General features: G+C 44.4%; 22 protein-coding genes, 1 pseudogene and 1 riboswitch. Of the genes and pseudogenes, 4 read left to right on the forward strand and 19 right to left on the reverse strand.

Annotated features, from left to right (window positions below; all coding sequences use genetic code 11):
* Positions 1–80: 80 nt before the first annotated feature.
* From BLS49_RS07450 to BLS49_RS07460, 3 genes are all read right to left on the reverse strand, one after another.
* The gene (locus BLS49_RS07450) at positions 81–1391 is read right to left on the reverse strand and encodes an ABC transporter substrate-binding protein (RefSeq protein ID WP_091228003.1); all 1311 of its coding nucleotides are present in this window, start codon (positions 1389–1391) and stop codon (positions 81–83) included.
* 213 nt (positions 1392–1604) lie between these two features.
* Entirely contained in the window at positions 1605–2444 is an 840-nt protein-coding gene (locus BLS49_RS07455) for an ArsR/SmtB family transcription factor (RefSeq protein ID WP_245742295.1), read from the reverse strand.
* A gap of 398 nt (positions 2445–2842) precedes the next feature.
* Positions 2843–3199 (reverse strand): HesB/IscA family protein, encoded by a 357-nt coding sequence (locus tag BLS49_RS07460; RefSeq protein WP_091228005.1) that lies wholly within the window; start codon positions 3197–3199, stop codon positions 2843–2845.
* A gap of 218 nt (positions 3200–3417) precedes the next feature.
* Here BLS49_RS07460 and mqnE point away from each other — a divergent pair, with 218 nt between their 5' ends.
* Positions 3418–4524 carry an aminofutalosine synthase MqnE gene (gene mqnE / locus BLS49_RS07465; protein ID WP_091228006.1) on the forward strand — a complete coding sequence of 369 codons (1107 nt, stop codon included), beginning with the start codon at positions 3418–3420 and terminating at the stop codon, positions 4522–4524.
* Positions 4525–4701: 177 nt separating this feature from the next.
* Positions 4702–5064: pseudogene (locus BLS49_RS07470) on the forward strand (NAD(P)/FAD-dependent oxidoreductase); the annotation flags it as partial.
* A 45-nt stretch (positions 5065–5109) separates the two neighbouring features.
* Here BLS49_RS07470 and BLS49_RS07475 read toward each other — a convergent pair.
* The gene (locus BLS49_RS07475; protein WP_091228008.1) at positions 5110–5358 is read right to left on the reverse strand and encodes a YuzB family protein; all 249 of its coding nucleotides are present in this window, start codon (positions 5356–5358) and stop codon (positions 5110–5112) included.
* Positions 5359–5436: 78 nt separating this feature from the next.
* Between BLS49_RS07475 and BLS49_RS07480 the strand changes: the two genes are divergently transcribed.
* Positions 5437–5682: a NifU family protein gene (locus BLS49_RS07480; protein ID WP_091228009.1), complete on the forward strand. Its 246-nt coding sequence runs from the start codon at positions 5437–5439 to the stop codon at positions 5680–5682.
* 66 nt (positions 5683–5748) lie between these two features.
* Here BLS49_RS07480 and BLS49_RS07485 read toward each other — a convergent pair whose 3' ends face one another.
* From BLS49_RS07485 to BLS49_RS07520, 8 genes are all read right to left on the reverse strand, one after another.
* Positions 5749–6522: an SDR family oxidoreductase gene (locus tag BLS49_RS07485; RefSeq protein WP_091228011.1), complete on the reverse strand. Its 774-nt coding sequence runs from the start codon at positions 6520–6522 to the stop codon at positions 5749–5751.
* A gap of 299 nt (positions 6523–6821) precedes the next feature.
* On the reverse strand, positions 6822–7685 hold the full coding sequence (locus tag BLS49_RS07490; protein WP_091228012.1) for a MetQ/NlpA family ABC transporter substrate-binding protein: 864 nt from the start codon (positions 7683–7685) through the stop codon (positions 6822–6824).
* A gap of 63 nt (positions 7686–7748) precedes the next feature.
* A complete protein-coding gene (locus BLS49_RS07495) occupies positions 7749–8417 on the reverse strand; it encodes a methionine ABC transporter permease (RefSeq protein ID WP_091228014.1) in 669 nt (222 codons plus the stop codon).
* The gene (locus BLS49_RS07500) at positions 8417–9433 is read right to left on the reverse strand and encodes a methionine ABC transporter ATP-binding protein (protein WP_091228016.1); all 1017 of its coding nucleotides are present in this window, start codon (positions 9431–9433) and stop codon (positions 8417–8419) included. Before BLS49_RS07500 ends, BLS49_RS07495 begins: the two co-directional genes overlap by 1 nt.
* A gap of 101 nt (positions 9434–9534) precedes the next feature.
* A riboswitch (SAM riboswitch) is annotated at positions 9535–9684 on the reverse strand.
* 109 nt (positions 9685–9793) lie between these two features.
* A complete protein-coding gene (locus BLS49_RS07505) occupies positions 9794–9979 on the reverse strand; it encodes a hypothetical protein (RefSeq protein WP_245742296.1) in 186 nt (61 codons plus the stop codon).
* Positions 9980–9992: 13 nt separating this feature from the next.
* The gene (locus tag BLS49_RS07510; RefSeq protein ID WP_091228019.1) at positions 9993–10709 is read right to left on the reverse strand and encodes a Cthe_2314 family HEPN domain-containing protein; all 717 of its coding nucleotides are present in this window, start codon (positions 10707–10709) and stop codon (positions 9993–9995) included.
* A 201-nt stretch (positions 10710–10910) separates the two neighbouring features.
* Positions 10911–11858: a COX15/CtaA family protein gene (locus BLS49_RS07515; protein WP_091228021.1), complete on the reverse strand. Its 948-nt coding sequence runs from the start codon at positions 11856–11858 to the stop codon at positions 10911–10913.
* Between the two features lie 211 nt (positions 11859–12069).
* A complete protein-coding gene (locus tag BLS49_RS07520) occupies positions 12070–12432 on the reverse strand; it encodes a thioredoxin family protein (RefSeq protein WP_091228223.1) in 363 nt (120 codons plus the stop codon).
* Positions 12433–12564: 132 nt separating this feature from the next.
* Here BLS49_RS07520 and BLS49_RS07525 point away from each other — a divergent pair, with 132 nt between their 5' ends.
* Positions 12565–14001 (forward strand): DUF2515 family protein, encoded by a 1437-nt coding sequence (locus tag BLS49_RS07525; RefSeq protein WP_091228022.1) that lies wholly within the window; start codon positions 12565–12567, stop codon positions 13999–14001.
* Here the strand turns inward: BLS49_RS07525 and BLS49_RS07530 are convergent.
* The 7 genes from BLS49_RS07530 to BLS49_RS07560 all read right to left on the reverse strand — a co-directional run bounded on the left by BLS49_RS07530 (position 13998) and on the right by BLS49_RS07560 (position 20690).
* On the reverse strand, positions 13998–15641 hold the full coding sequence (locus tag BLS49_RS07530; protein WP_091228024.1) for a putative polysaccharide biosynthesis protein: 1644 nt from the start codon (positions 15639–15641) through the stop codon (positions 13998–14000). The two genes, BLS49_RS07525 and BLS49_RS07530, sit on opposite strands and share 4 nt — an antisense overlap.
* A gap of 27 nt (positions 15642–15668) precedes the next feature.
* Positions 15669–16151: a DUF456 domain-containing protein gene (locus BLS49_RS07535; protein ID WP_091228025.1), complete on the reverse strand. Its 483-nt coding sequence runs from the start codon at positions 16149–16151 to the stop codon at positions 15669–15671.
* 4 nt (positions 16152–16155) lie between these two features.
* Positions 16156–16902 (reverse strand): Cof-type HAD-IIB family hydrolase, encoded by a 747-nt coding sequence (locus BLS49_RS07540; protein ID WP_091228029.1) that lies wholly within the window; start codon positions 16900–16902, stop codon positions 16156–16158.
* 177 nt (positions 16903–17079) lie between these two features.
* Positions 17080–17964, reverse strand: coding sequence for a metal ABC transporter permease (locus tag BLS49_RS07545; RefSeq protein ID WP_091228030.1), 885 nt, complete (start codon positions 17962–17964; stop codon positions 17080–17082).
* The gene (locus BLS49_RS07550; RefSeq protein ID WP_091228033.1) at positions 17961–18917 is read right to left on the reverse strand and encodes a metal ABC transporter permease; all 957 of its coding nucleotides are present in this window, start codon (positions 18915–18917) and stop codon (positions 17961–17963) included. Before BLS49_RS07550 ends, BLS49_RS07545 begins: the two co-directional genes overlap by 4 nt.
* A 4-nt stretch (positions 18918–18921) precedes the next feature.
* Complete coding sequence (locus BLS49_RS07555) at positions 18922–19680, reverse strand: metal ABC transporter ATP-binding protein (protein WP_091228035.1); 759 nt, start codon at positions 19678–19680, stop codon at positions 18922–18924.
* A 35-nt stretch (positions 19681–19715) separates the two neighbouring features.
* Positions 19716–20690, reverse strand: a complete 975-nt coding sequence (locus BLS49_RS07560) for a metal ABC transporter solute-binding protein, Zn/Mn family (RefSeq protein ID WP_425432128.1) — start codon at positions 20688–20690, stop codon at positions 19716–19718.
* Between the last annotated feature and the right edge of the window lie 110 nt (positions 20691–20800).

A 20800-nucleotide genomic window follows, 5' to 3' on the forward strand; every position in this document is an offset into this window, starting at 1 on the left:
CAAATCTATCGCTCTCCTTCAAATGGAGATCTTACGGGATACTCATATGAAATATCCCGTAGTCTTCCATTTTGGATTAACTATTTAGACATTAATTTGTCCGCATTCTTTTGCGCTGCTGCCAATCCTTCTTCAACCGACTTGATTCCATAGTTCACTTCTACAAGCGATTCAAGAACCGCATCATTTACTGCACTGAGCTTCGTGGAATCCGGCATATATTTCACGATATCCATAACAGCTGCATAGCTTGCACGGTATGGCAGCGCTTTATATTCTTCCGATTCCAATACAGCTGGCTTGGATGGAACATGACCTGCTTTTGCCCACATAGCAGCGTTATCAGCTAACCAATCAGCGAATTTAACTGCTGCAACTTGTTTTTCCTTATTATCCTGCTTAGGTACGATTAATGTATGAGAGTCACCCCATGCTGCTGGTTGAGCATATAATTGCGGGAATGGAACTGCTGCAAAATCAAGCGATTTTTCACTTTCGAAGTTACCTGTTGACCATACACCAGTGAATGTAACAGCTGCTTTGGATGTTTTGAAAATGTCGTAGCTGTTGTCACCAATATCAGGGAGCGCCAAACCTTTATCAATCCAAGATTTAATCAATTCCATCGCTACTTTACCTTCAGGTGTATCAATTGTTGGCTGACCATCTTTAAAGTAAGTACCACCTTGTTGCTGAACGAGTGCGTACCAGATCCAGTAAGTAAAGACGTTGTTGCTGCCGATAATAAGTGGAGATACATCAGCTGGGAGAGAACCTTTTAACGTTTCAAGCATTTTGGTAAAGCCCTCTGCCCCTGGCTCCATCTTGATGCTTCCATCTTCATTCAGGAGACCTGCATCTCCGAGGTATTTCTTGTTGTAATACATAACCACAGCATGAGTATCAAGAGGTACTGCGATATGCTGTCCATCACGAATGACAGAGGTTTCTTGGTTTTTACCGTAGGTTGACCAATCAAGTCCTGCTTCGGTTGCCAATTCGTCAAGCGGCTGGATCATGCCAGTTGGAATTAGCTCAGCCAAATGCGAAACGTGTGCGACTGCCACATCAGGTGCAGAGTTTGCTGCAAGTGAAGATAAGAGTTTTGGATAGTAATTGTCCCAGTTATTATTCATGAACTCGACTTTAATCTCGCTTTGAGATTCATTGAACGCTTTCACCATGTTTTCCATGTATTCTCCGTCAGATCCACTGAACGGAACCCAATATTTAAGTTCAATGACTTCTTTGCTTACGTTGGCTGTTTTTTCATCCCCTGCATTGGAAGCGCCTTCATTTTTCTGAGCCGAATTATTTCCTTTAGAGCAGCCACTCAGCACCAAGCTTACTACCATGATTAGCAGTACAAAATGAGACATCACTTTCTTCATAACCCAATCCCCCTAAAGCTGATTTATTTTACAAACCGATTATAACATCTATTTATGTTTTATATCAATATAATTTGTAATAAAAATATAAAAAAAGAAAAAAGCACACTAAGATTGTGCCTTTTTACACATAATACTTATTATTCTCAATAATAAGGGTCGTAAAAGCGCGTTTATCCTTGTTTTATAACAACTTTTATTGTAATAAAACAATCAATAATGAACATTCATAATGATTCCTTGTCGATAATTCCCAAAATTAGGTCCAAATAGATTTAATCCACCTGCATTCACTGCATCTCTCTTCACTCCGATACGCAATGAAATAAACGGTTTCTCGTTGATGTTTAAATCATTTACAGTGACCTCGGAAATTTTCACTCCGTCTATGAAGCTACCATTAGAATTAATCTTCCAATGCTTTAATAGCCCGTATTGGGTAAAATACGTCAGCCACCAATCTGGAGTGTTGAAACCTCTTTCTCCCCCAAAGTCTCCAGGCGAAGTCCATATACCGATTTCTATATCATTGACCCAGACAGTAATATCCGACGGCCAATCCAGCTTATGATAAGGAGCCTCCGAGCATATTTCCGCACTGAACTGAATTTCAGACGCTATATTCCCGTAAGGAATGCGGTTTGGATACCGATATTCGACATAGCCCACCCGGAAATATAACAGTTGAGCCTCTCTCCGTCCTGGCTCGTAGAATGAACGCGGATCATCCTGAATGCCGATATAATCGCTTTCGCTAACTAGACCGCAGCTTGGCTCAGCCTGACAATCTACATATTCGCCAATCGGCATGTCGATCGTAATCACGTTTTTATCCTTCTCTACATCTTCCGTAAATAAATCAATAATAATTCGATCGTAATTTTTAGAATTGACCTTTTGCGTCCCCCGTCCAGGAACCAGCTCGGTAATGATCAGATTGACATCTTCCAGCTTCTTTACATTTACGGCTGTCGTGGAGAACGGAAGCCCAAGCTTCTCTGATAATTCATTTACGTTATGTGGACCTGTACTTAATATTTTCAGTATGTTCATCCGATGCTCGTTGGAGATAACTTTGCTTATTTCAACTGCTTCGTCCATAGTTAGTTGTAAGATTTTTATAATAAACACCTCCGTTTTATTACAACAATTGTTATAATAATAAATATAACAGAAAACCTGTGGCATTTGAAAGTGCTGGTTATCCTTAGAAATATTGCCGCCTTTATTTCATTATTCTATATGAGTGACTACGAGAAAGGGCCAAACTTGAGTTTTCTTGTACTACAAAAAGACCTCCATAGCGTATGTATACGCCATAGAGGCCATGTTCTACAACCTATAAACATCGATTTTAAGGTTGTGTTAATGTACATGAATCGGGATAGCTTCCGCTCAATTTATGCCGCCATCCGCAATTCTAAATGTCCATTCTCGCAGTTACTGGCGGATTAATCACATACCTCAGGCTTGCCCTCTTCATCCCGCATACGAAACGATTGACCGCAGCCGCAAGAAGCGATGGCGTTAGGATTATGGATTGTGAACCCACCACTCATGCCGGATTCCTGAAAGTCAATTTCAAGACCGTTCAAATAGCGCATGCTTTCCTTGCCTACAACGACTTTGACTCCTTTGACGTCCATGAAGACATCGTTTTCGCTCTCTTGATCATCAAGCCCCATGCTATATGAAAAACCACTGCAGCCACCCGGATTTACGCCGAGACGCAGAAACATCCCTTGAGTTTCTTCACCAGCAATCATATCTTTAATCCGATTAATAGCACTGTCAGAAATTTCAATCATTTTAAGCCCTCCTTTATATAAAAAGTATACTCCACATCTCTCTTCGCCTCAAGCAATGTGATATTTAGTACTGCAGTAATCACAAACATCAATTTTCATCTTATTGCCGCCTTGCAAATCGAGGTTTATAATAGGAAAGTGATTCATACTGTCTAATAAGTCAATCCTTCCTAAATGATAGGGAGCGTATTGCGTAAAGTGGAAACGGAGGTACTTTAATGGTTGCGGTAGCTACTCCAAATACGGATAAAAAAATGGCTGAAATCATTGAAAAAGTTAGGCTAGGACAACGTCTCACCCTTGAGGATGGGGTATATCTATATGAAAGCGACGATCTGTTAACGATCGGGCAGTTAGCTAATGAAGTTAACATGAGAAAAAACGGAAAGAAAGTATATTTTATCGAAAATATGAGTCTATATTTCACAAACATCTGTGAATCTCACTGCGCTTTTTGCAGCTTCCGTAAAGATCAAGGCGAAGAAGGAGCCTATACGCTGTCCGGCGCGGAAATGGTAGCTTATGTCGAGCAGCATATCCACCCTGGTGTTCGTGAGTTTCATATCGTCGGGGGTCATAATCAACACGTACCTTTTCAGTACTATGTAGATTCGCTCAAGGCATTGAATGAACGTTTTCCTAACGTCACTCTCAAGGCCTACACTGCTGCAGAAATTGAGTTTTTCACCCGGATTAGCGGAATGAGTACAAAAGAAGTGCTTCTCGCTCTGAAAGAGGCTGGCCTAAAATCGCTTACCGGCGGCGGTGCTGAAATTTTGTCTGATCAATATCGGGAAAAGATGAAGGTGGAAAAAGCGAACGTTGATCAGTATCTCGACGTACACCGCACAGCACATCAGCTTGGTATGAAGACACATACAACGATGTTGTATGGTTCTATTGAATCGCATGAGGATCGTATTCGCCATATGATCCAAATTCGTGAGCTTCAGGATGAAACTGGTGGGTTCATGGTATTTATTCCGCTATCCATGCAGCCGCGCAACAAAAATGCAGGCATTATGCGTCGGAATTCCGCGTATGAAGATTTAAAAACGATCGCAATCAGTCGCTTGATGCTCGATAATATTCAGCATATCAAGGCTTATTTCATTAATATCGGAGTTCAATTGACTCAAGTAGCGCTCTCCTTTGGAGCCTCCGATGTGCACGGAACCATTGTTAGAGAGAAGATCAGCCATGCTGCTGGCGCAGTAACTCCGGAAGGTATTACACGTAAAGAGTTAATCTGGCTTATCCAAGGTGCAGGACGAATCCCTGTTGAACGGGACACCTTTTATAACGAAATTCAAGTGTATGAATAAGGCCTCGTAGTGGACACCGGATAGCCGGTGTCCTGGCAGAAGGGACCATCAGACAATGAACTTCGAGTCCCATTTCCAGAATATTCGGATCTGAACATCAAGTATGGCGAAGTTCTGTCGCTTGATCTGCATGAACGATTGATCCATTTCACTGAGGGGCCTTCTGAGAGCGGCGACATTCATTCTGATGTAACCATTTGGACCGCTGGTATTCAGTCAGTAAAAATCGTTCAGGACCTCACTGTAGCAAAAGATAAGCAAGGACGTGTCGTACTAGGCGGTCATTATCAAATTCCAGACCATCCTGAGGTTTTTGTCTGCGGTGATTGCGCCAGTCTTCCTTTTGCACCAAGTGCTCAGGCAGCAGAAGGGCAAGGACATCAAATCGCGCATATTATTTCCTCAATGTGGCATGGCGAGGAACCTAAACTTTCCAAAAAAACTGGATTTGGGCTAATGGGCAAAACCCAGGTTACCGGAAGAGTCCCGCGTTTACTTAAAAGCGGCGTGCTCTGGATGTCCAAACGTCATATCGGATAGGCAATAATACATAGATACCTGTTATAGGAGCAATTAATCATCAGACTATTCTTTTGCTTGATTCTGCTCCTTTTCTTTAATTTTCTTCACAATCAAATCATACAATTGCTCGGCGGTTTCTGCTTCTACCGTATCACCATCAAACAACGCATAAGGAGACAAGTAGCACATTCCGCAGCCAGTCAGACAACCGTACTCGTATACTTCACAGTCATAATTTTCTTTTAACTTATTCATGATGTCATCCGTGCCAAATCCGGAGTTGTTCGTGCAGTATTCAATAATTGGCCTCAATGTAAGTTGCCTCCGTTTCCAAAGCATTTAATTTTAAAGATATTTGTAATATAATATACAGGAAAGGAGTTGAAGACAATGAGCGAAAACGTACAAGATAAATTGTATGATGAAGTGTTGGAAGTTCTGGATAAACTTCGCCCCTTCTTGCAACGTGACGGCGGCGACGTTGATTTGGTGGACGTTGAGGACGGTATCGTTAAGCTGAAGCTGATGGGTGCATGCGGCAGCTGCCCAAGCTCCACAATCACTCTTAAAGCAGGTATCGAACGCGCCCTGTTTGAAGAAGTGGAAGGCGTACAAGAGGTTGTTCAAGTATTCTAATGAAATATACAGCATAACTGTGAACTCGGCCCCTCCACGATAGAATGGAAGGGCCGAGTTTATTTGTTATGAAGGTTTCACCCAAGGCCGAATCGGATCGAGTCCTCCGGATATATCCATGATGTTGCCCGTAATAAAGTCTGAATCCGGGTGGCACAGGAATGAAATAACTCTGGCAATATCTTCACCGCTGCCAGGACGACCCAACGGTGTCTCCCCGTCTCTCAGCTCACGGGCTTCTAAAATCGAAATTTCCTTATTGCCGCCTCTTATATCTCCAGGGCACACCATATTAACTGTAATTCCATGTGAAGCTTCCTCTACTGCCAACGTCTTTGTAAAAGAGACAAGTCCGGTCTTTGAAGCCGCATATACCGCACGATGTGGCCAAGCACGTGATTCTGACGCATGACCAAACCCAAAATGTATAATTCTCCCCCAGTTCTTATCCCTCATCCCAGGAAGAACCAGATGATCAAGAAGGATCGTACCTACAAAATTACCGTCAATCATTGCCAAAATATCTGATTGCGAATAATCAGCAAACAATCGGCGTTCACGAATAAATGGTCCCGCATTGTTAACGAGAATATCGATGGTCCCCAATTTCTCATTCACCTGCCGGACAAGGAATGTTATGTCCTCCCTGTGGGAAATATCAGCCTGTATGGCAATACAGCGTACGCCCATGGTCTCGATTTCGGACTGAAGGGCATATGCTTCAGATTCACTATGTACATAATTCAATGCGATGTGACATCCTTGCTCCGCCAGCGTCAGTGCAGTTCTTTTGCCAAGTCCCTTGGCGCTCCCGGTAATCAGGGCGACTTTTCCCATCAAAGTCCTTCTCCTCCTCTTAAAAACCTCTATTCAAGTATAAAAGATTTAAAGGATTCCCACAAACAGCATTCCAGCATTCATTTCGTAAATGTAACACATGCGACTCACTTGTTTAAAGCTAAGCACGTAGTTTAGACTAGTAAAAATAATGACTCAAAAAATAGCCCGGCCATTTCACCACCGTCATGCCCATCGCCACCGCCCAGGCCAACGCGGGGCAACGGCTAATTGCTCAATTCAACTTCTAGCACAGACAAAAAATCCCGCTGCACTGAGCAGCGGGATCGCAATCATATTTCTTAGAATACTGGTACGAGCGCACCTTTGTAAGTAGCTTCGATGAATTTTCTAACATCATCAGAAGTCAGTGCTTTAGCAAGCTTTTGGATCGCTTCGGAGTCTTTATTGTCAGGACGAGCTACCAGAATGTTAGTGTACGGTGAATCTTTATCTTCGATGAACAGAGCATCCTTTGTCGGATTGAGATCTGCTTCAAGTGCATAGTTTGTATTGATCAAAGCAAAGTCAACTTCTTCCAATTGACGAGGAAGCATTGCTGCATCAACTTCAATAAAATTCAGTTTCTTCGGATTTTCAGCGATATCAACTTTAGTTGCATCAAGTCCTGCATCTTCTTTCAGCTTGATCAAGCCTTGTTTTTCAAGAAGCAGGAGCGCACGGCCGCCGTTAGTTGCATCGTTAGGGATCGCTACTTTTGCACCGTCAGGAATTTGATCTACAGCAGTATATTTTTTGGAGTATGCACCGAATGGCTCAACATGAACGCCTACAACAGAAACCAAATCAAATTTATTTTGTTTGTTTTGGTCATCAAGGTAAGGCTGATGTTGGAAATAGTTAGCATCAAGTTGTTTCTCATACACTTGTACGTTCGGTTGAACATAATCTGTGAATTCTTTAACTTCCAGCTCAACGCCTTCTTCTTTCAATTTTGGAGCGATGAATTTAAGAATGTCCGCATGAGGCGCAGTAGCACCTACTACCAATTTAACTGACTCGGATGCGGCCGGAGTTTCCGTTGCTGCATTGCCTTCTGCTGCTGGCGTGTTAGTTGCCGTATTGTTCTTCGCATTGTTGTTGCCGCAAGCTGCCAATACCAGAACAAGCGCTAAAGTAAGTAAAGATAGTGACCATTTTTTCATAACAGTATGCCCTCCTAGAACATGATTTTTTGAATAAGGATAAAATATATATTTAGTACTTCCTTATTTCCGTGAAAAATAAATAACGAGACGGTCTCCCAGCATTTGCAGGATCTGCACCAGAACGACCATAAAGATAACCGAGATGATCATAACTTCCTTCTCATATCGGTAGTATCCATAACGAATTGCCAAGTCACCAAGTCCACCTCCGCCGACCATACCCGACATTGCTGTGTAAGAGACAAGCGTAACTGCGGTAATCGTCATCCCTGCAATTAAACCAGGCAGAGATTCAGGAAGAAGTACCTTGCGAATTACCTGCAGAGTCGAAGCCCCCATCGCATGTGAAGCCTCGATAACACCGCGGTCCACTTCACGAAGTGCAGTCTCTACGAGACGAGCGAAGAACGGTGCAGCCCCGATCACAAGCGGAGGAATCGTTCCTTCAACACCTGAGGAAACACCCACAATTGCACGAGTGAATGGAATAAGAGCGACGATAAGAATGATAAACGGAACCGAGCGGACAATGTTCACGATGAGTGACAGAACCCTGTAAATCAATCCTAATACCAAGGAATTGGAGCGAGAAAAAGTGTATAGCAGTACACCTAGCGGTAAACCGATCAGGAATGTGAACAAGGTAGCGTAGCCCATCATTTGAAGCGTGTCTACTGAAGCTTTACCCATTTCAGCCCAATCGATTTTGGAAAAATCCAGCCCTAGCATTACCCGATCACCTCCACATCAAGGTCCCGTTCCTGAAGCAGCTTCAGCGTTTTGTCAACAGCACTGTCTTCCCCTTCAAAGGAAACTGTCAATTTCCCATACGGGACGTCCTTAATCGTTGATATTGTGCCTTGCAATATTGCAAAGTTTACTCCCGTCTCACGTACTACCTGGGACAGTACAGATTCATATGTTTTAGCGCCAAGGAACGTAATTTTAACCAACTTAGCCCATTCCGGTCTTGGTACGGAAGCAGCTAATTTAACTCCATCATCTCCCACCGAATCGCGGTTAATGAATTCCTTGGTGACGAAATGCTTTGGCTTCAAAAACACTTCGCTCACTGGCCCTTCTTCAACGATGCCGCCTTCATGTATAACCGCCACCCGATCGCAAATGCTCTGAATCACATGCATTTCATGAGTAATCAACAAGATGGTCAGCTTAAACTTCTTATTAATATCGAGGAGCAAATTCAAAATGGAGTCCGTTGTCTGCGGATCAAGCGCAGAAGTAGCCTCGTCACAGAGCAGAACATCCGGATCGCTGGCAAGCGCCCGTGCAATCCCTACCCGCTGCTTCTGCCCGCCAGATAGCTGAGCGGGGAATTTATCGCTATGTTCCTCAAGACCAACTAAAGCCAGAAGTTCATTTACTCTTTCCTTAATAACCGCCTTAGGTGTCCCATTTAGTGTTAAAGGAAAAGCGATGTTGTTATATACTGTTGCCGAGGACAGCAGGTTAAAGTGCTGAAAAATCATTCCGATTTTGCTCCGCTTCTGCTGCAGCTCTCTTTTACCCAATTTTGTAAGCTCAACGCCCCCAACCCAAACTTCCCCTTCAGTAGGGCGTTCAAGTAGGTTAATACAACGAATAAGTGTACTTTTTCCGGCACCGGAATGACCAATCACTCCGAAAATTTCTCCTTTATCAACCGTTAGACTAAGTCCGGACAATGCCGTAGTTACTTTCTTTTTACTGCCATATACTTTGGTTAGACCTTTAAGTTCGATCAATTCGACGCCTCCTGTTCAAGGGTTGGCTAAAATATGAGTTCAATATACAGAAAAGAGCCCTTTGCAGAATCAAAGGGCTCTCTTTACGTAAAGACAATGCCTTCTCATCTACCAAAACCCATATACGTCACCGTACGGTTTTGAAGGAATTAGCACCATGACATTCGTGCAGAAGGATACAATCTTACTGCTATAAACGAATCGGTTGCTGGGCTTCATCGGGCCTTTCCCTCCGCCTCTCTCGATAAGAAAATATGAAATTATACTTTGAAAGTGTGATTAAGCTTTCAGAAACTATTTTAGAGTATAGATTCTTTCATGTGTTTTGTCAAAGGGAAATAATGCATTTTAACGATAAATTCATAGTATTTTGATCAAAATAATAATAATTGACACAATTCCAACAAGAATAAGCAAATTAGTGATTTGTCTCCATAATCCCGGAACACCTTCAGAGTGCATTTTTTGCTGATTTGTATCAAAATTAGCCTTGGCACCGTATGGATCAGCAGAGTGGGAAAAAGGTCTGTGATTATCATCAAACAAATATATCATCCCCTTAGTTAGAAATAAGCTTCTTCCATCTTTGATTGGTATAAATAAATACCACTTCCAACGTTTCACATACCATTTGAAAGCCCTGCTCCAGCTCATGAATATGCTGATCCAGGTCTTCAAGTTCGATTTTGCCGTATAAAGTCTGGTGACGCTGCCATAAATCATCCTTCATTTCATGGTTCATATAATGGATCTCCGTATTCCGTCTCCGACGAAGAATCGATAGTGCTTCACGGTAATTTTCTTTGATTGCAACTAAACGACCTCCAAGATCATCATACACTTTAAAATACTGGAACTGGCGAAGGACGGTAAAATACGAAAAATGTGCCTTCACCTTAGTGGTATTCAGATCATACAGTTCGTTGAGCAGCGTGCCAAGCTTGTCCAGTGTAGAGAACACCCGAATAAATGCATCTTTATAAAAAAATACATATCTCGCGTAGTCGCCACGTTCAGTGGTGGTCATATCCTGCTCATAATTATGTACTACTTTTTTGCGGAAAAAGTTCGCGGCATACAGACACTGCTCCAGCTCATCAAGAGAGGAAATCAACCCCCTTGTCCAGACCTCCAATTTGCGATAATCATGGGAAGGGTCTTGATGAAGCTGAATTTCCTTCTTAAGCAGCCTGGTTGTCTGTACCATTGCATCGATGGTTCTGCCTAGCAGACCCTCGTTTTGTCTTGGCGGCTCGCCAAGCAATATTCGCAGCATGACATCTCCTCTTTTCGTAAATATGTATTTGATCATCACAGAAATCGCCTATTGCGGTAACTATTCCTCCGGATAAACTTCGAAACGTTCTTCATTCCTATTCTATAAAACTTCCCGAATCCGTCCATACTCATTCCAAGAGTCTTGAAGCAACAAAAGCCCCCGACAATCCGTGGACTTTTGTGTCACAATTTATATTTGTTAGCCCTCAACAGGACGGTCTGATTTCTTGCTTAATTGCCATGTCCTTACACTCATATAACAAAGCACTCCGAACAATGCTGCAAGCACGATAATATGGGCAAGTGACGTGAACAGATATACTTCATAATTGGTTAGCGTAAATACTATCCCCGCACCCGTAAGCACCTGAATAACGACCAAAATAGTCGCTGCAACACCAAGGCTCCGAATTTCTTTGTGTTCAGGATGTTTCCGGTAAGCAAAATGTCCGACGGTCCCAATCACCACAAGCAGCAAAGCCGCAGCAACCCGGTGGATAAAAGCAATGCCAACTCCGCCTGTCATTTCCGGGATAAGTTGATCATTGCATAACGGCCATCCTGTACAGCCTCCGGCTGAATCCGTATGGCTAACGTACGCTCCAATATATACAACAATATACGTGTAGGCCGTTGCAAACCAGGTCAAATTACGAAAGCCTTTGGACACACGTGGCTGAACGATAGACGAGACAGGCTTGCCTTCTCTCGACTCATCCTCACGAATACCCAATACGAGCATAATCGAGCTGGCAAATGCAATCAGTGAAAAGCCAAAGTGAAGTGCCATTACTGGTGAGGAGGTTGGATAAACAACAGCCATAGCCCCCATAAAAGCTTGCACCATTACAAATAACAACGCAAGGAACGAATACGCTTGCAAATCTTTACGATTTTTGCGGTACATCCAAAACGCCACAAACGCTGCAAGAGAGAGCAATCCAGCAGCACCACTAACTGCCCTGTGCGAATATTCAATCATGGACGCCAGTGTATGGGCAGGCACGAACTTGCCATGACACAATGGCCATTCGCTTCCACAACCAAGTCCCGATTCCGTCTTAGTTACAACACTACCGCCCAATGTGGCCAGAAACATTACAAAACAGGAAAGATAGCTAAGCCATTTTAATTGCTTCGTCTTCAAAAATTCTCACCCGCTACATAAAATAGTAAGGAATCGTGATCATTGAAAAAATTAAAACTTTTATAAATCACATTTCATTATACCCGATAAGACTATAGCAATCATAGAGAAACTAGATAAAAAATTCAAAAATCACATCTTCACCTGAGTATAAAGCAGGGAAAATGTGATTTTTGAGGTTGATATGACCGTTTCGAGCTTCCTGTATTAACTATTCTTTTCTCTCTGCCGTATCATGGAGAGTATGATAAACATCTAATGCCTTATTTAAGAAGTCTTCGATTTCTTCGCGTGTCTTGCGCAGCTTATTTACAAAACGAACGAGTTCGCGTCCGTCCGCATAAGCCACAAAGCTTGGAATTCCTAAAATATTCTGCTCCTGGCTAACATCGCCAACCTTATCTACATCCACTTCAATCAAAGTAAGTCTGTCACTATATTTCTCTTCAACCTCTGGCATAAAAGGATCAATATACTTGCAATCTCCGCACCAGTCCGCCTTGAATACGGCCACGATCAAATTGCTGGATTGAATGCTTACATTAAATTCTCCCGCTGAATTCATCTGCTTCATCATCTTCATTCCTTTCTATGTTTGACTATCTAGTCGAATCTTCTCCTTAAGTCAACCAAAATGAGGAGTGGAAGTCAAATTATTGGCCATACTTGTAATATCATTCAGCTAAGTAAGAAGTGAGGTGAGTCCATGGTGGAAAACCCACAAGATCCGCAGAATCCTGAATCACAATCCGGCATCAAGCAATTCATCCGTCGACTGCCTGCTGCAATTAGTGAGATTGTGAAAGGCAAAGCCGCAGGCATCGCGGATTCCAGTCGACTTCGTGAGGAGAGAATTACTTTAGATTGGAACGAGGCATCTGCCAGAACGGTCATTTCTGAAATTGAGGACATTCTCCGTCGTGGGGTCACTTCAAGATCAGAGGAAGAAACCCTGAACGATGCCGATCGTGCACTTGTTGAAGAAATTTCACTCGCAACCAGCCGGGCAGGGATTAGCAACATTACTCGCACAGAAGCTTATTTGGCCAGCTATCAAGCCTACCCGGAATTGCACTGGGCTTTTCTTGCTCACATGGTATCACGTAACGCTGGCTGGAATATGACCGACCTAAGAGGAAGCAGAGTATGCGATATATTGGACGAAGAGACCAAGCGCACGATGTATCGTTTTATTGAGCGCAGCAATGCGCTCATTTTTCAGGATGCTTATCCGCAGCTACTCCTGTATATAAAGAGCAGGGAGCTCGGGTCAAGCCGATTTCATCTCCTGTCTTATTTTCACGTTTCCAGATTTATGCGCCCTTTTTGGGAACGATTTTGGATCGACCGGGGAAGTACCCTTCTAACGGTTGGACTTATAATTAACGAGCAAAATTACATTGAAAAAAGAGTCATTCGCCATCCGTATTATCAGAAATACGTTACGGATAAAGCGCATTTTCATATCAGCAGTATTACAGGGCTGAATCAGGTTGTATTTCCGCTCATGGAGGATTGCGAGTGTGTGCAGGCTGGCAAGGAGGACGAGGCTGCTAATAGCTTTAGCCCGACATCTGAACAGGAGGATGCTGCATCGGATGATGAGATTAGCGCTGAGGCCATATGCCAAGCAGCATATGGCCTGCTGGCAGAGGGCTGCCGAGGAGACGGCGAAGTGCGCCGCCTTGCGGGGCGTGTCGTCTCCGACTTTGGCAGCCTTACGGCCCGCATCGCGTTAGGTAAAAACCTGTACGCGATGCTCATGGGTCTGCGCGCCGTGCGCAGCGGCGCGCAGCGCTTCGCCGAGAGCGTGCCGCACACCGGCTCGCGCGAGGACTATTGGCCGGAATTCTTCACGGCCAATGTAAAAGAAGCTCTGACCCCCTCGTTGCAGGGGGCAGAGCTTCTTAAAGGCGAGACGCTGCCGCCGGGCGAGCGTCTCTATAGCCCCAAGCTGCTTGACGCTTGGGGCGACACGCCCTACGAGCCAATCACTCGCGAGGATTGGCTCAAGGACTGGGGCGCGCTGGATGGCATCAGCCCGCCCCAGTCGCCTTACCTGTGCGACATCAGTCGCGAGCACAGGCTCGGCATCTTAAAAACCGCGCTCGCCCACGATGCCGTGGCCGACGAGCCGACCTAGCCGTTCGACGAGTTCGTCTGGCTCGAACGTGACCGCTGCAGCCGCATGAGCGGTGACAGCAGCTTGCGAAGCGGCTTCGGATAGCTTGCCAGCTCGTCCTTGCGAACAACACGAAGAATTACCAGCATCACCGGGTACAGCGCAACGACCACCGCGCCTACAATACAGCAGGTAAGGAAAAAAGCAACTCGGCCCGGCATAAATGCTTCCATCTGAATACCTGCTTGATTTAATCCATAGCCTACACCAGACAATACAAGAATCGTTGCAATAAAGCCTGGCCAACGGTTGCCCATGATGGAGAACGGTACTATTTTTTTCATGGTTCTGATGTTCAAAATCGTAATAACCAGGAAACAAAGCCCTGTCGCAGTCACGATTCCGTAAATTCCCCATAAAGGAGCCAAAGCATAACTCCCAATCAGCTTTACCACAATACCGATCGCAACGTGAACCATTGATCGGGTCGCTTTATTGATCCCTAGCAAAATCGAGTTGCTGGTCATCATCGTGATCTGGAATATCGTCATCAAGGTTAATAACGCAATAATGCTGCTTCCGTCACGCGTACTGAACAAAAGACCATTCACAGAATACGATGCTGTAGCCAGGGCCAAAATAATCGGCATCCCGGTCAGTACAGACACGCGCATCGCTAGGGTTACCTGACTCTTTAAATGATCCTTATCCCCTCTGGCAAACGCAGCCGAAATAATCGGTACCAGCGACTGGCTCAATGCGATAGCCAAAATTGGCGGAATACCTGCAATCATTTGCGCCCGATTACCTAAAATTCCCAGCACATATGTTGCTTCATCCGATCCGATATATCCTGTCAATAATGGTTTTAATATCGAGCTATCAATGAAATTAACAGCAGGTATTGCCATGGCCGTAAGCACAATAGGAATAGACAGCTTGAAAATTTCAATGTAGATTTTTTTATAGGGCAGCTTGGCATCGTCAGATAATGTCCCCGGTCGATCCACTTTATCCTTACGCCGCACTTTTGCGTTATACACCAGCATGACAATTAGAGCAGCTCCCCCGCCGATTACAGCGCCAAATGTAGCTCCGGCAGCAATCTTTTCTCCGGAAAAACCCCAATGATAGAACAAAAATGCAAGTATAATACCTGTAGTAACACGAACTATTTGCTCAATAACCTGAGATACCCCGCCGGCAATCATAATATTTCTGCCTTGCAGATATCCGCGAATAATCGCAATCAATGGAAAAATCAGCAGCGCCGGTGCTAGAGCCCGGATTGCTACAGCCGATTCTGGAATACGCGTTACCGCTGCATAATATGGAGCCATGGTAAACAACAGAACGAACATAACCACTCCAGCAACTGCGGCAAACATAAGCCCTGCATGATAAATCCTTCTCGCTTCTAAAGGGTTGTTAAGCGCATGCCGCTCGGACACCATTTTACTTAACGTGCTGGGAATTCCTGCAGTTGCTAATGTTAGCAACATAAAATAGGCCCCATTTGCTTGCACATATGCAGCATTACCTACATCCCCCAAAATATGCTCAAGCGGTACACGTTGAAACAATCCAAGCACTCTCGCGATCAACGCAGCACCCGCAAGGATAAGCGTACCTTTTATAAACGACTCCTTATTGGTGGACAACGACAATTCCTTCTTTCTTGTTCCTCACTAGATAATCCAGATGATAAATACGATAATCATGGCTACCTGCAAAATGATTTTTACAACGATGCTGCTGAAAAGACCCACAACTGAACCGAAGGCTACCTTTATCGCTTTGGAGAAGGATTCTCCTCTAATTAACTCACCGATAAGCGCACCTGCAAGCGGACCAATAACCAGACCAAATGCCGGAATAACAAAAGGTCCCACAATAATCCCGATTGTGCTGAGCCATACAGACAGCTTGCTTCCACCGAATTTCTTGACTCCCCAAGCCCCTACCAAATAATCTGCGACCATCAAAACGACGACAATCAGGGTTTGGATAATCCAGAAAAACGGGCCGAACTCTTCAAAGGTGAAGAACCAACCATAGACGAAGAAAGCAAAATATATAGCCAGAACACCCGGCAGCACCGGATATATCGCCCCTGCCATACCGACAACAAACAATGCAATGACAATGATCCAGCCAAGCACATCAACCATTGACTCATTCCTCCGACTTCAAAATATAATCACGTATTATAAGTGCAATACCATCATCATTATTCGAAGCTGTCACCACATCTGCGTTTTCCTTTACTGCGATTTGTGCATTGCCCATCGCTACGCCAAGACCTGCCGCCTGAATCGCAGCCAGATCGTTAAGACTGTCACCAACCGCTACCACCTCCGACATGGCTAGTCCAAGCAATTCACAAACCATTTGAACCCCGCTCGCCTTGTTGATTCCTGCAGGGTTAATCTCCAGATTATAAGGGGAAGAATTTGTGATCTCAAGTCCACCCATATCCTGAAGCTCCATCAAAATACGATGGCGAATATCATCATCCTGAGTAAAATAACCGAACTTCATCCACTCGCTATTTTCCAGCAATGTCGAATCCCAGTTTTGTTCATTATAACTGCCTTCCACTGAGGTAGCCCAGAACCAGACGCCGTATTTCCGGGATATATCATACATTTTAGCGATAGTGCTGCTATCGAGCAGATCCCTATGATACAGCTCCTCCGGTGTTTTCCATACTTCGCTTCCATTTACCGTCACCATCGGTGTGCTGAGTCCAAGCTGTTTACCGAAAGGAACTGCTTCATCGTAGCTTCTCCCCGTAGACAAGCAGACATGAACACCCGCAGCCATCGCTTTACGTATCCACTCTTCCGTTATTGGTGAAATGTCATGATTATCCGTTAACAGCGTTCCGTCCATATCGAGTGCCAACAATTTGTATTTCAACCTTGTTCCCCCATCCAAACTTCTCAATCTATAGTATTTAACAACCTTTACCTACCCTAAATGACATATCGCCATTTTATCATAATCCCTGAGGTCAACAAAGTAGACAGTTTTTACAATCGAAAAAAGCCCCGGCAAATAGCTGCCAAGGCTTTTCATTTCTGTGATTTGATCTTGTCAAGACGCTTCAACCGTCTTTAAACGTCCGCGTTTTCTCATGCGCACGATAAGACCGTGCAGTGGGGAAAAGAGAAACGCCAGCAAGAACAACAGACCTGCGACCGATATCATGCTTCCTGCAATAGAGGCATCCAGCCATTTTGCCACATAGTAGCCTGCCGCTGAACTGATTGCACCAATAAGGATACTGTACAACAACATCACACTCAGCCGATCTGTAAGTAAATAAGCCGTAGATGCAGGTACGATCAGCATACCTACTACTAGAATAGCCCCTACGCTTTCAAAGGAAGCAACTGTCGAAAGTGAAACAAGTCCCATCAACAGATAGTGAAACAAAGCCACCGGGATTCCTAACGCCGCTGCAAGAGCAGGGTCAAAAGCGCACAGCTTGAACTGTTTATAAAATAGTCCTATTGCAGCCAGAATAATCAAAAATGTACCCCCCAGCATCCAGACTGCAATCGGACCAAGATCATAGCCATTCCAGATTAAGGTGTCCCACTGTACATAAGCGATCTCCCCAAAAAGGACGCAATCGAGATCAAGATCTATATTTGCAGCATTACGGCTAATGAGAATCACACCGATCGCAAACAGTGCTGTAAAGACAATCCCAATGGATGCATCCGATTGTAAGCCGCCCTGCTGAAGAGCCTGAATCAAAAATACGGTAATAAGTCCAAAAACGGCTGCACCAATCAACATTAACAAAGAATCTCTTGAGCTGCTGATTAGAAAAGCAATCGCAATTCCAGGGAGTACGGAGTGACTAATCGCATCCCCGACCATCGCCATTTTACGCAAAACGAGAAAACAACCCAGTACACCACAAGATGCAGCAACAAGCGTACCCGTTAAAATAATCCAAAAATCTGTCATTGCTCCGCCCCCCTTTCTACACCTTGAGTGCTTTGGTGAATCACAACCATTTCCATTTTGCCTCGAAGCTCATTACGAGTACGGAGACGACGTATCCATTTGGCGAGAAGGCCTCGATTAGGCGCAAATGTAACCGAAACAAGAAACAGTAACGTTGCTGCCAGCACAGTAACAGGCCCAGTTGGCAAATTGGATACCGTTCCGCTAATCAGCGTTCCGGTCACTCCCGACAATGCTCCAAAAACTCCTGCCATGATGACCATAATGCCTAACGAATCCGTCCAATACCTTGCCGCAACTGCCGGAGTAATAAGCAAGGCTGCAACGAGTACTACACCGACCGCCTGAATCCCTACAACGACTGCAACAACTGTCATTAGAAGCATCAATTGTTCTAAGAGTGCTACCTTCATGCCCATCCCTCTTGCAAACCCGGGATCAAAGCTAATCAACTTAAACTCCTTAAAAAGAAGAGCACACACGATAACCAGTATGAGCGATACAATCCCCATCAGATACACATCTGTCATGACCATCGAAGCAGCCTGCCCGAACATATACTTATCCAGCCCACTCTGATTTCCGTTGCCGCTGTGCTGAATTTTGGTCATCATCACAACGCCAGCCCCGAAGAAGACAGACAATACAATACCCAAAGCAGCATCCTGCTTGATTCGCGAATAACGAGTAATAGCATGAATACCGAATGTAGCCAATGCACCAGATATGATCGCACCAATCATAAACAATCCTACAGATTTAACACCACTCAGCATAAAAGCGATACAAATCCCCGGTAAAGCTGCGTGAGCCAATGCATCCCCTAACAGACTTTGCTTGCGTAAGAATGTAAAGGATCCAATCACTCCGCTTCCAAGCCCCAAGAGCAGAGACCCCATCAGAATCCACTGCATATTGGGGTCCATAAGCCAATTTATCAATGTAGATAGCATATTGCTACACCGTCCCTACCGTAGCGGCCCCAAAATCCTGAAGCATCGCGATTCGTCCGCCATAGGTCTTTTGTAAATTATCAGAGGTAAAGGTATCCTCTGTTGGACCAGCTGCAACCAATTCTCCGTTTAACAGTAATACATGATCAAAATATTCTTTTACCGTTGAAAGATCATGATGGACAACCAGTACAGTTTTACCCTGTTCTTTCAAATCATGCAACAAACTAATAATCGCCTTCTCAGTTGTAGCATCAACCCCTGCAAACGGCTCATCCATAAAGTAGAGCTGCGCATTTTGAGCGAGTGCTCTGGCAAGGAAAACCCGTTGCTGCTGTCCGCCCGACAGTTGGCTAATTTGTCTTCCAGCGTAATCTGCCATACCGACTTTAGTCAGGCATTCCATCGCAATTTCACGCTCTTTGCTCCCCGGGCGTCGGAACCAGCCAAGATGACCATACCGCCCCATCATCACTACATCCAGCGCATTCGTAGGAAAATCCCAATCCACCGATTCACGTTGCGGCACATACCCTACAATCTTCCGCTGCTCTTGATAAGGGCGTCCGTAAATGCTCACATTTCCTTCTACTTTTGGAATTAACCCAAGCACAGCTTTTAAAAGCGTTGATTTGCCCGCTCCATTTGGACCTAATACGCCGATTAATTTCCCGGAAGGAATGCCAAACGATACGGAGCGCAGCACAGGCTTTTTCTGATAAGCAACCGTCAACCGCTCTACCTCTAAAGGATAAGTCTCCATCCTGTTTTCCTCTTTTCTCACTAGGCTTATATAATTTATTTCAGCGCCTCAACAATGGTGTTTACGTTATGCCTCACCATTTTAATGTAAGTATCTGCATCCGAGCCCGGCTCTCCCATAGAATCAGAATACAGCTCTCCCCCGATTGTTACTGTATGCCCCATTTGCTTAGCACCGGCAATGACCGCTTCCATTGATTTTGTAGGAATACTGGATTCCACGAATACCGCTTTAACTTTATTTTCCACAAGATAATCACGCAGCTTGCTGACATCCTTGGAGCCATATTCGGCAGCTGTACTAATACCTTGAAGGCCCATTACTTTCACTCCATATGCATCTCCAAAATATCCAAAAGCATCATGCGCGGTAACAAGCACCCGTCCAGCTTCCGGAATTTCAGAAATTCTGGATTTGATCTCTTCGTCGAGCTCGTTCAGCTGTGCGATATACTTCGTCGCATTCTCCTCATATTTCTTAGCATTAGCAGGATCATACGAGGAGAGCGTATCGCGAATCGTTTCCGTTGCGGAGACCCAATGCTTCACATTAAACCAAATATGAGGATCATATTGCGAACCACCCGCATCTGCTCCTGATCTAAGCACTGAGGGATCGATGTTGGAAGATACAGCCACTGTTGGCTTGCGTTTCTCCAGCTTTTCAAAAATCTCCGTCATTTTACCTTCCAAATGCAATCCGCCGTAAAAAATAATCTCGGCATCATCCAGCTTTTGTATATCTCCTTGAGAAGCCTTATATAAGTGAGGGTCTACTCCCGGACCCATAAGTCCGGTAACTTCCACTTCAGTTCCGCCAACTTCTTGTACGACATCGCTAATCATCCCTATCGTAGACACAATTTGAATCTTGCTGCCATCCTGGACACGCTGCTTGTGACCCGCTTCTCCCTCAACCTTAGAACATGCTGCAACAAGAATTAGCACCAGAACACTTAACGTCATCTTCGCCCTCTGCATAGGACTTTTCTTCACCTTCAATTTCTCCACTTTCCAATCCCTCCATGGCATCTGATTCATATTTATTTGTTGTACAAGTCTACATTTGTTTCATTGAACCCTATTTTATGGTCTTATTTAAAAAAGTTTCCCTAAGGCAA

It is taken from the genome of Fontibacillus panacisegetis (assembly GCF_900102215.1).
Taxonomy (GTDB): Bacteria; Bacillota; Bacilli; order Paenibacillales; family Paenibacillaceae; genus Fontibacillus; species Fontibacillus panacisegetis.

What these genes read in the sequence shown, in the direction of transcription:
- BLS49_RS07450 (WP_091228003.1), bottom strand. Translation starts at nt 1,391, where the DNA reads ATGAAGAAAGTGATGTCTCATTTTGTACTGCTAATCATGGTAGTAAGC.
- BLS49_RS07455 (WP_245742295.1), bottom strand. Translation starts at nt 2,444, where the DNA reads ATGAACATACTGAAAATATTAAGTACAGGTCCACATAACGTAAATGAA.
- BLS49_RS07460 (WP_091228005.1), bottom strand. Translation starts at nt 3,199, where the DNA reads ATGATTGAAATTTCTGACAGTGCTATTAATCGGATTAAAGATATGATT.
- mqnE (WP_091228006.1), top strand. Translation starts at nt 3,418, where the DNA reads ATGGTTGCGGTAGCTACTCCAAATACGGATAAAAAAATGGCTGAAATC.
- BLS49_RS07480 (WP_091228009.1), top strand. Translation starts at nt 5,437, where the DNA reads ATGAGCGAAAACGTACAAGATAAATTGTATGATGAAGTGTTGGAAGTT.
- BLS49_RS07490 (WP_091228012.1), bottom strand. Translation starts at nt 7,685, where the DNA reads ATGAAAAAATGGTCACTATCTTTACTTACTTTAGCGCTTGTTCTGGTA.
- BLS49_RS07495 (WP_091228014.1), bottom strand. Translation starts at nt 8,417, where the DNA reads ATGCTAGGGCTGGATTTTTCCAAAATCGATTGGGCTGAAATGGGTAAA.
- BLS49_RS07510 (WP_091228019.1), bottom strand. Translation starts at nt 10,709, where the DNA reads ATGCTGCGAATATTGCTTGGCGAGCCGCCAAGACAAAACGAGGGTCTG.
- BLS49_RS07520 (WP_091228223.1), bottom strand. Translation starts at nt 12,432, where the DNA reads ATGAAGCAGATGAATTCAGCGGGAGAATTTAATGTAAGCATTCAATCC.
- BLS49_RS07525 (WP_091228022.1), top strand. Translation starts at nt 12,565, where the DNA reads ATGGTGGAAAACCCACAAGATCCGCAGAATCCTGAATCACAATCCGGC.
- BLS49_RS07535 (WP_091228025.1), bottom strand. Translation starts at nt 16,151, where the DNA reads ATGGTTGATGTGCTTGGCTGGATCATTGTCATTGCATTGTTTGTTGTC.
- BLS49_RS07545 (WP_091228030.1), bottom strand. Translation starts at nt 17,964, where the DNA reads ATGACAGATTTTTGGATTATTTTAACGGGTACGCTTGTTGCTGCATCT.
- BLS49_RS07550 (WP_091228033.1), bottom strand. Translation starts at nt 18,917, where the DNA reads ATGCTATCTACATTGATAAATTGGCTTATGGACCCCAATATGCAGTGG.
- BLS49_RS07555 (WP_091228035.1), bottom strand. Translation starts at nt 19,680, where the DNA reads ATGGAGACTTATCCTTTAGAGGTAGAGCGGTTGACGGTTGCTTATCAG.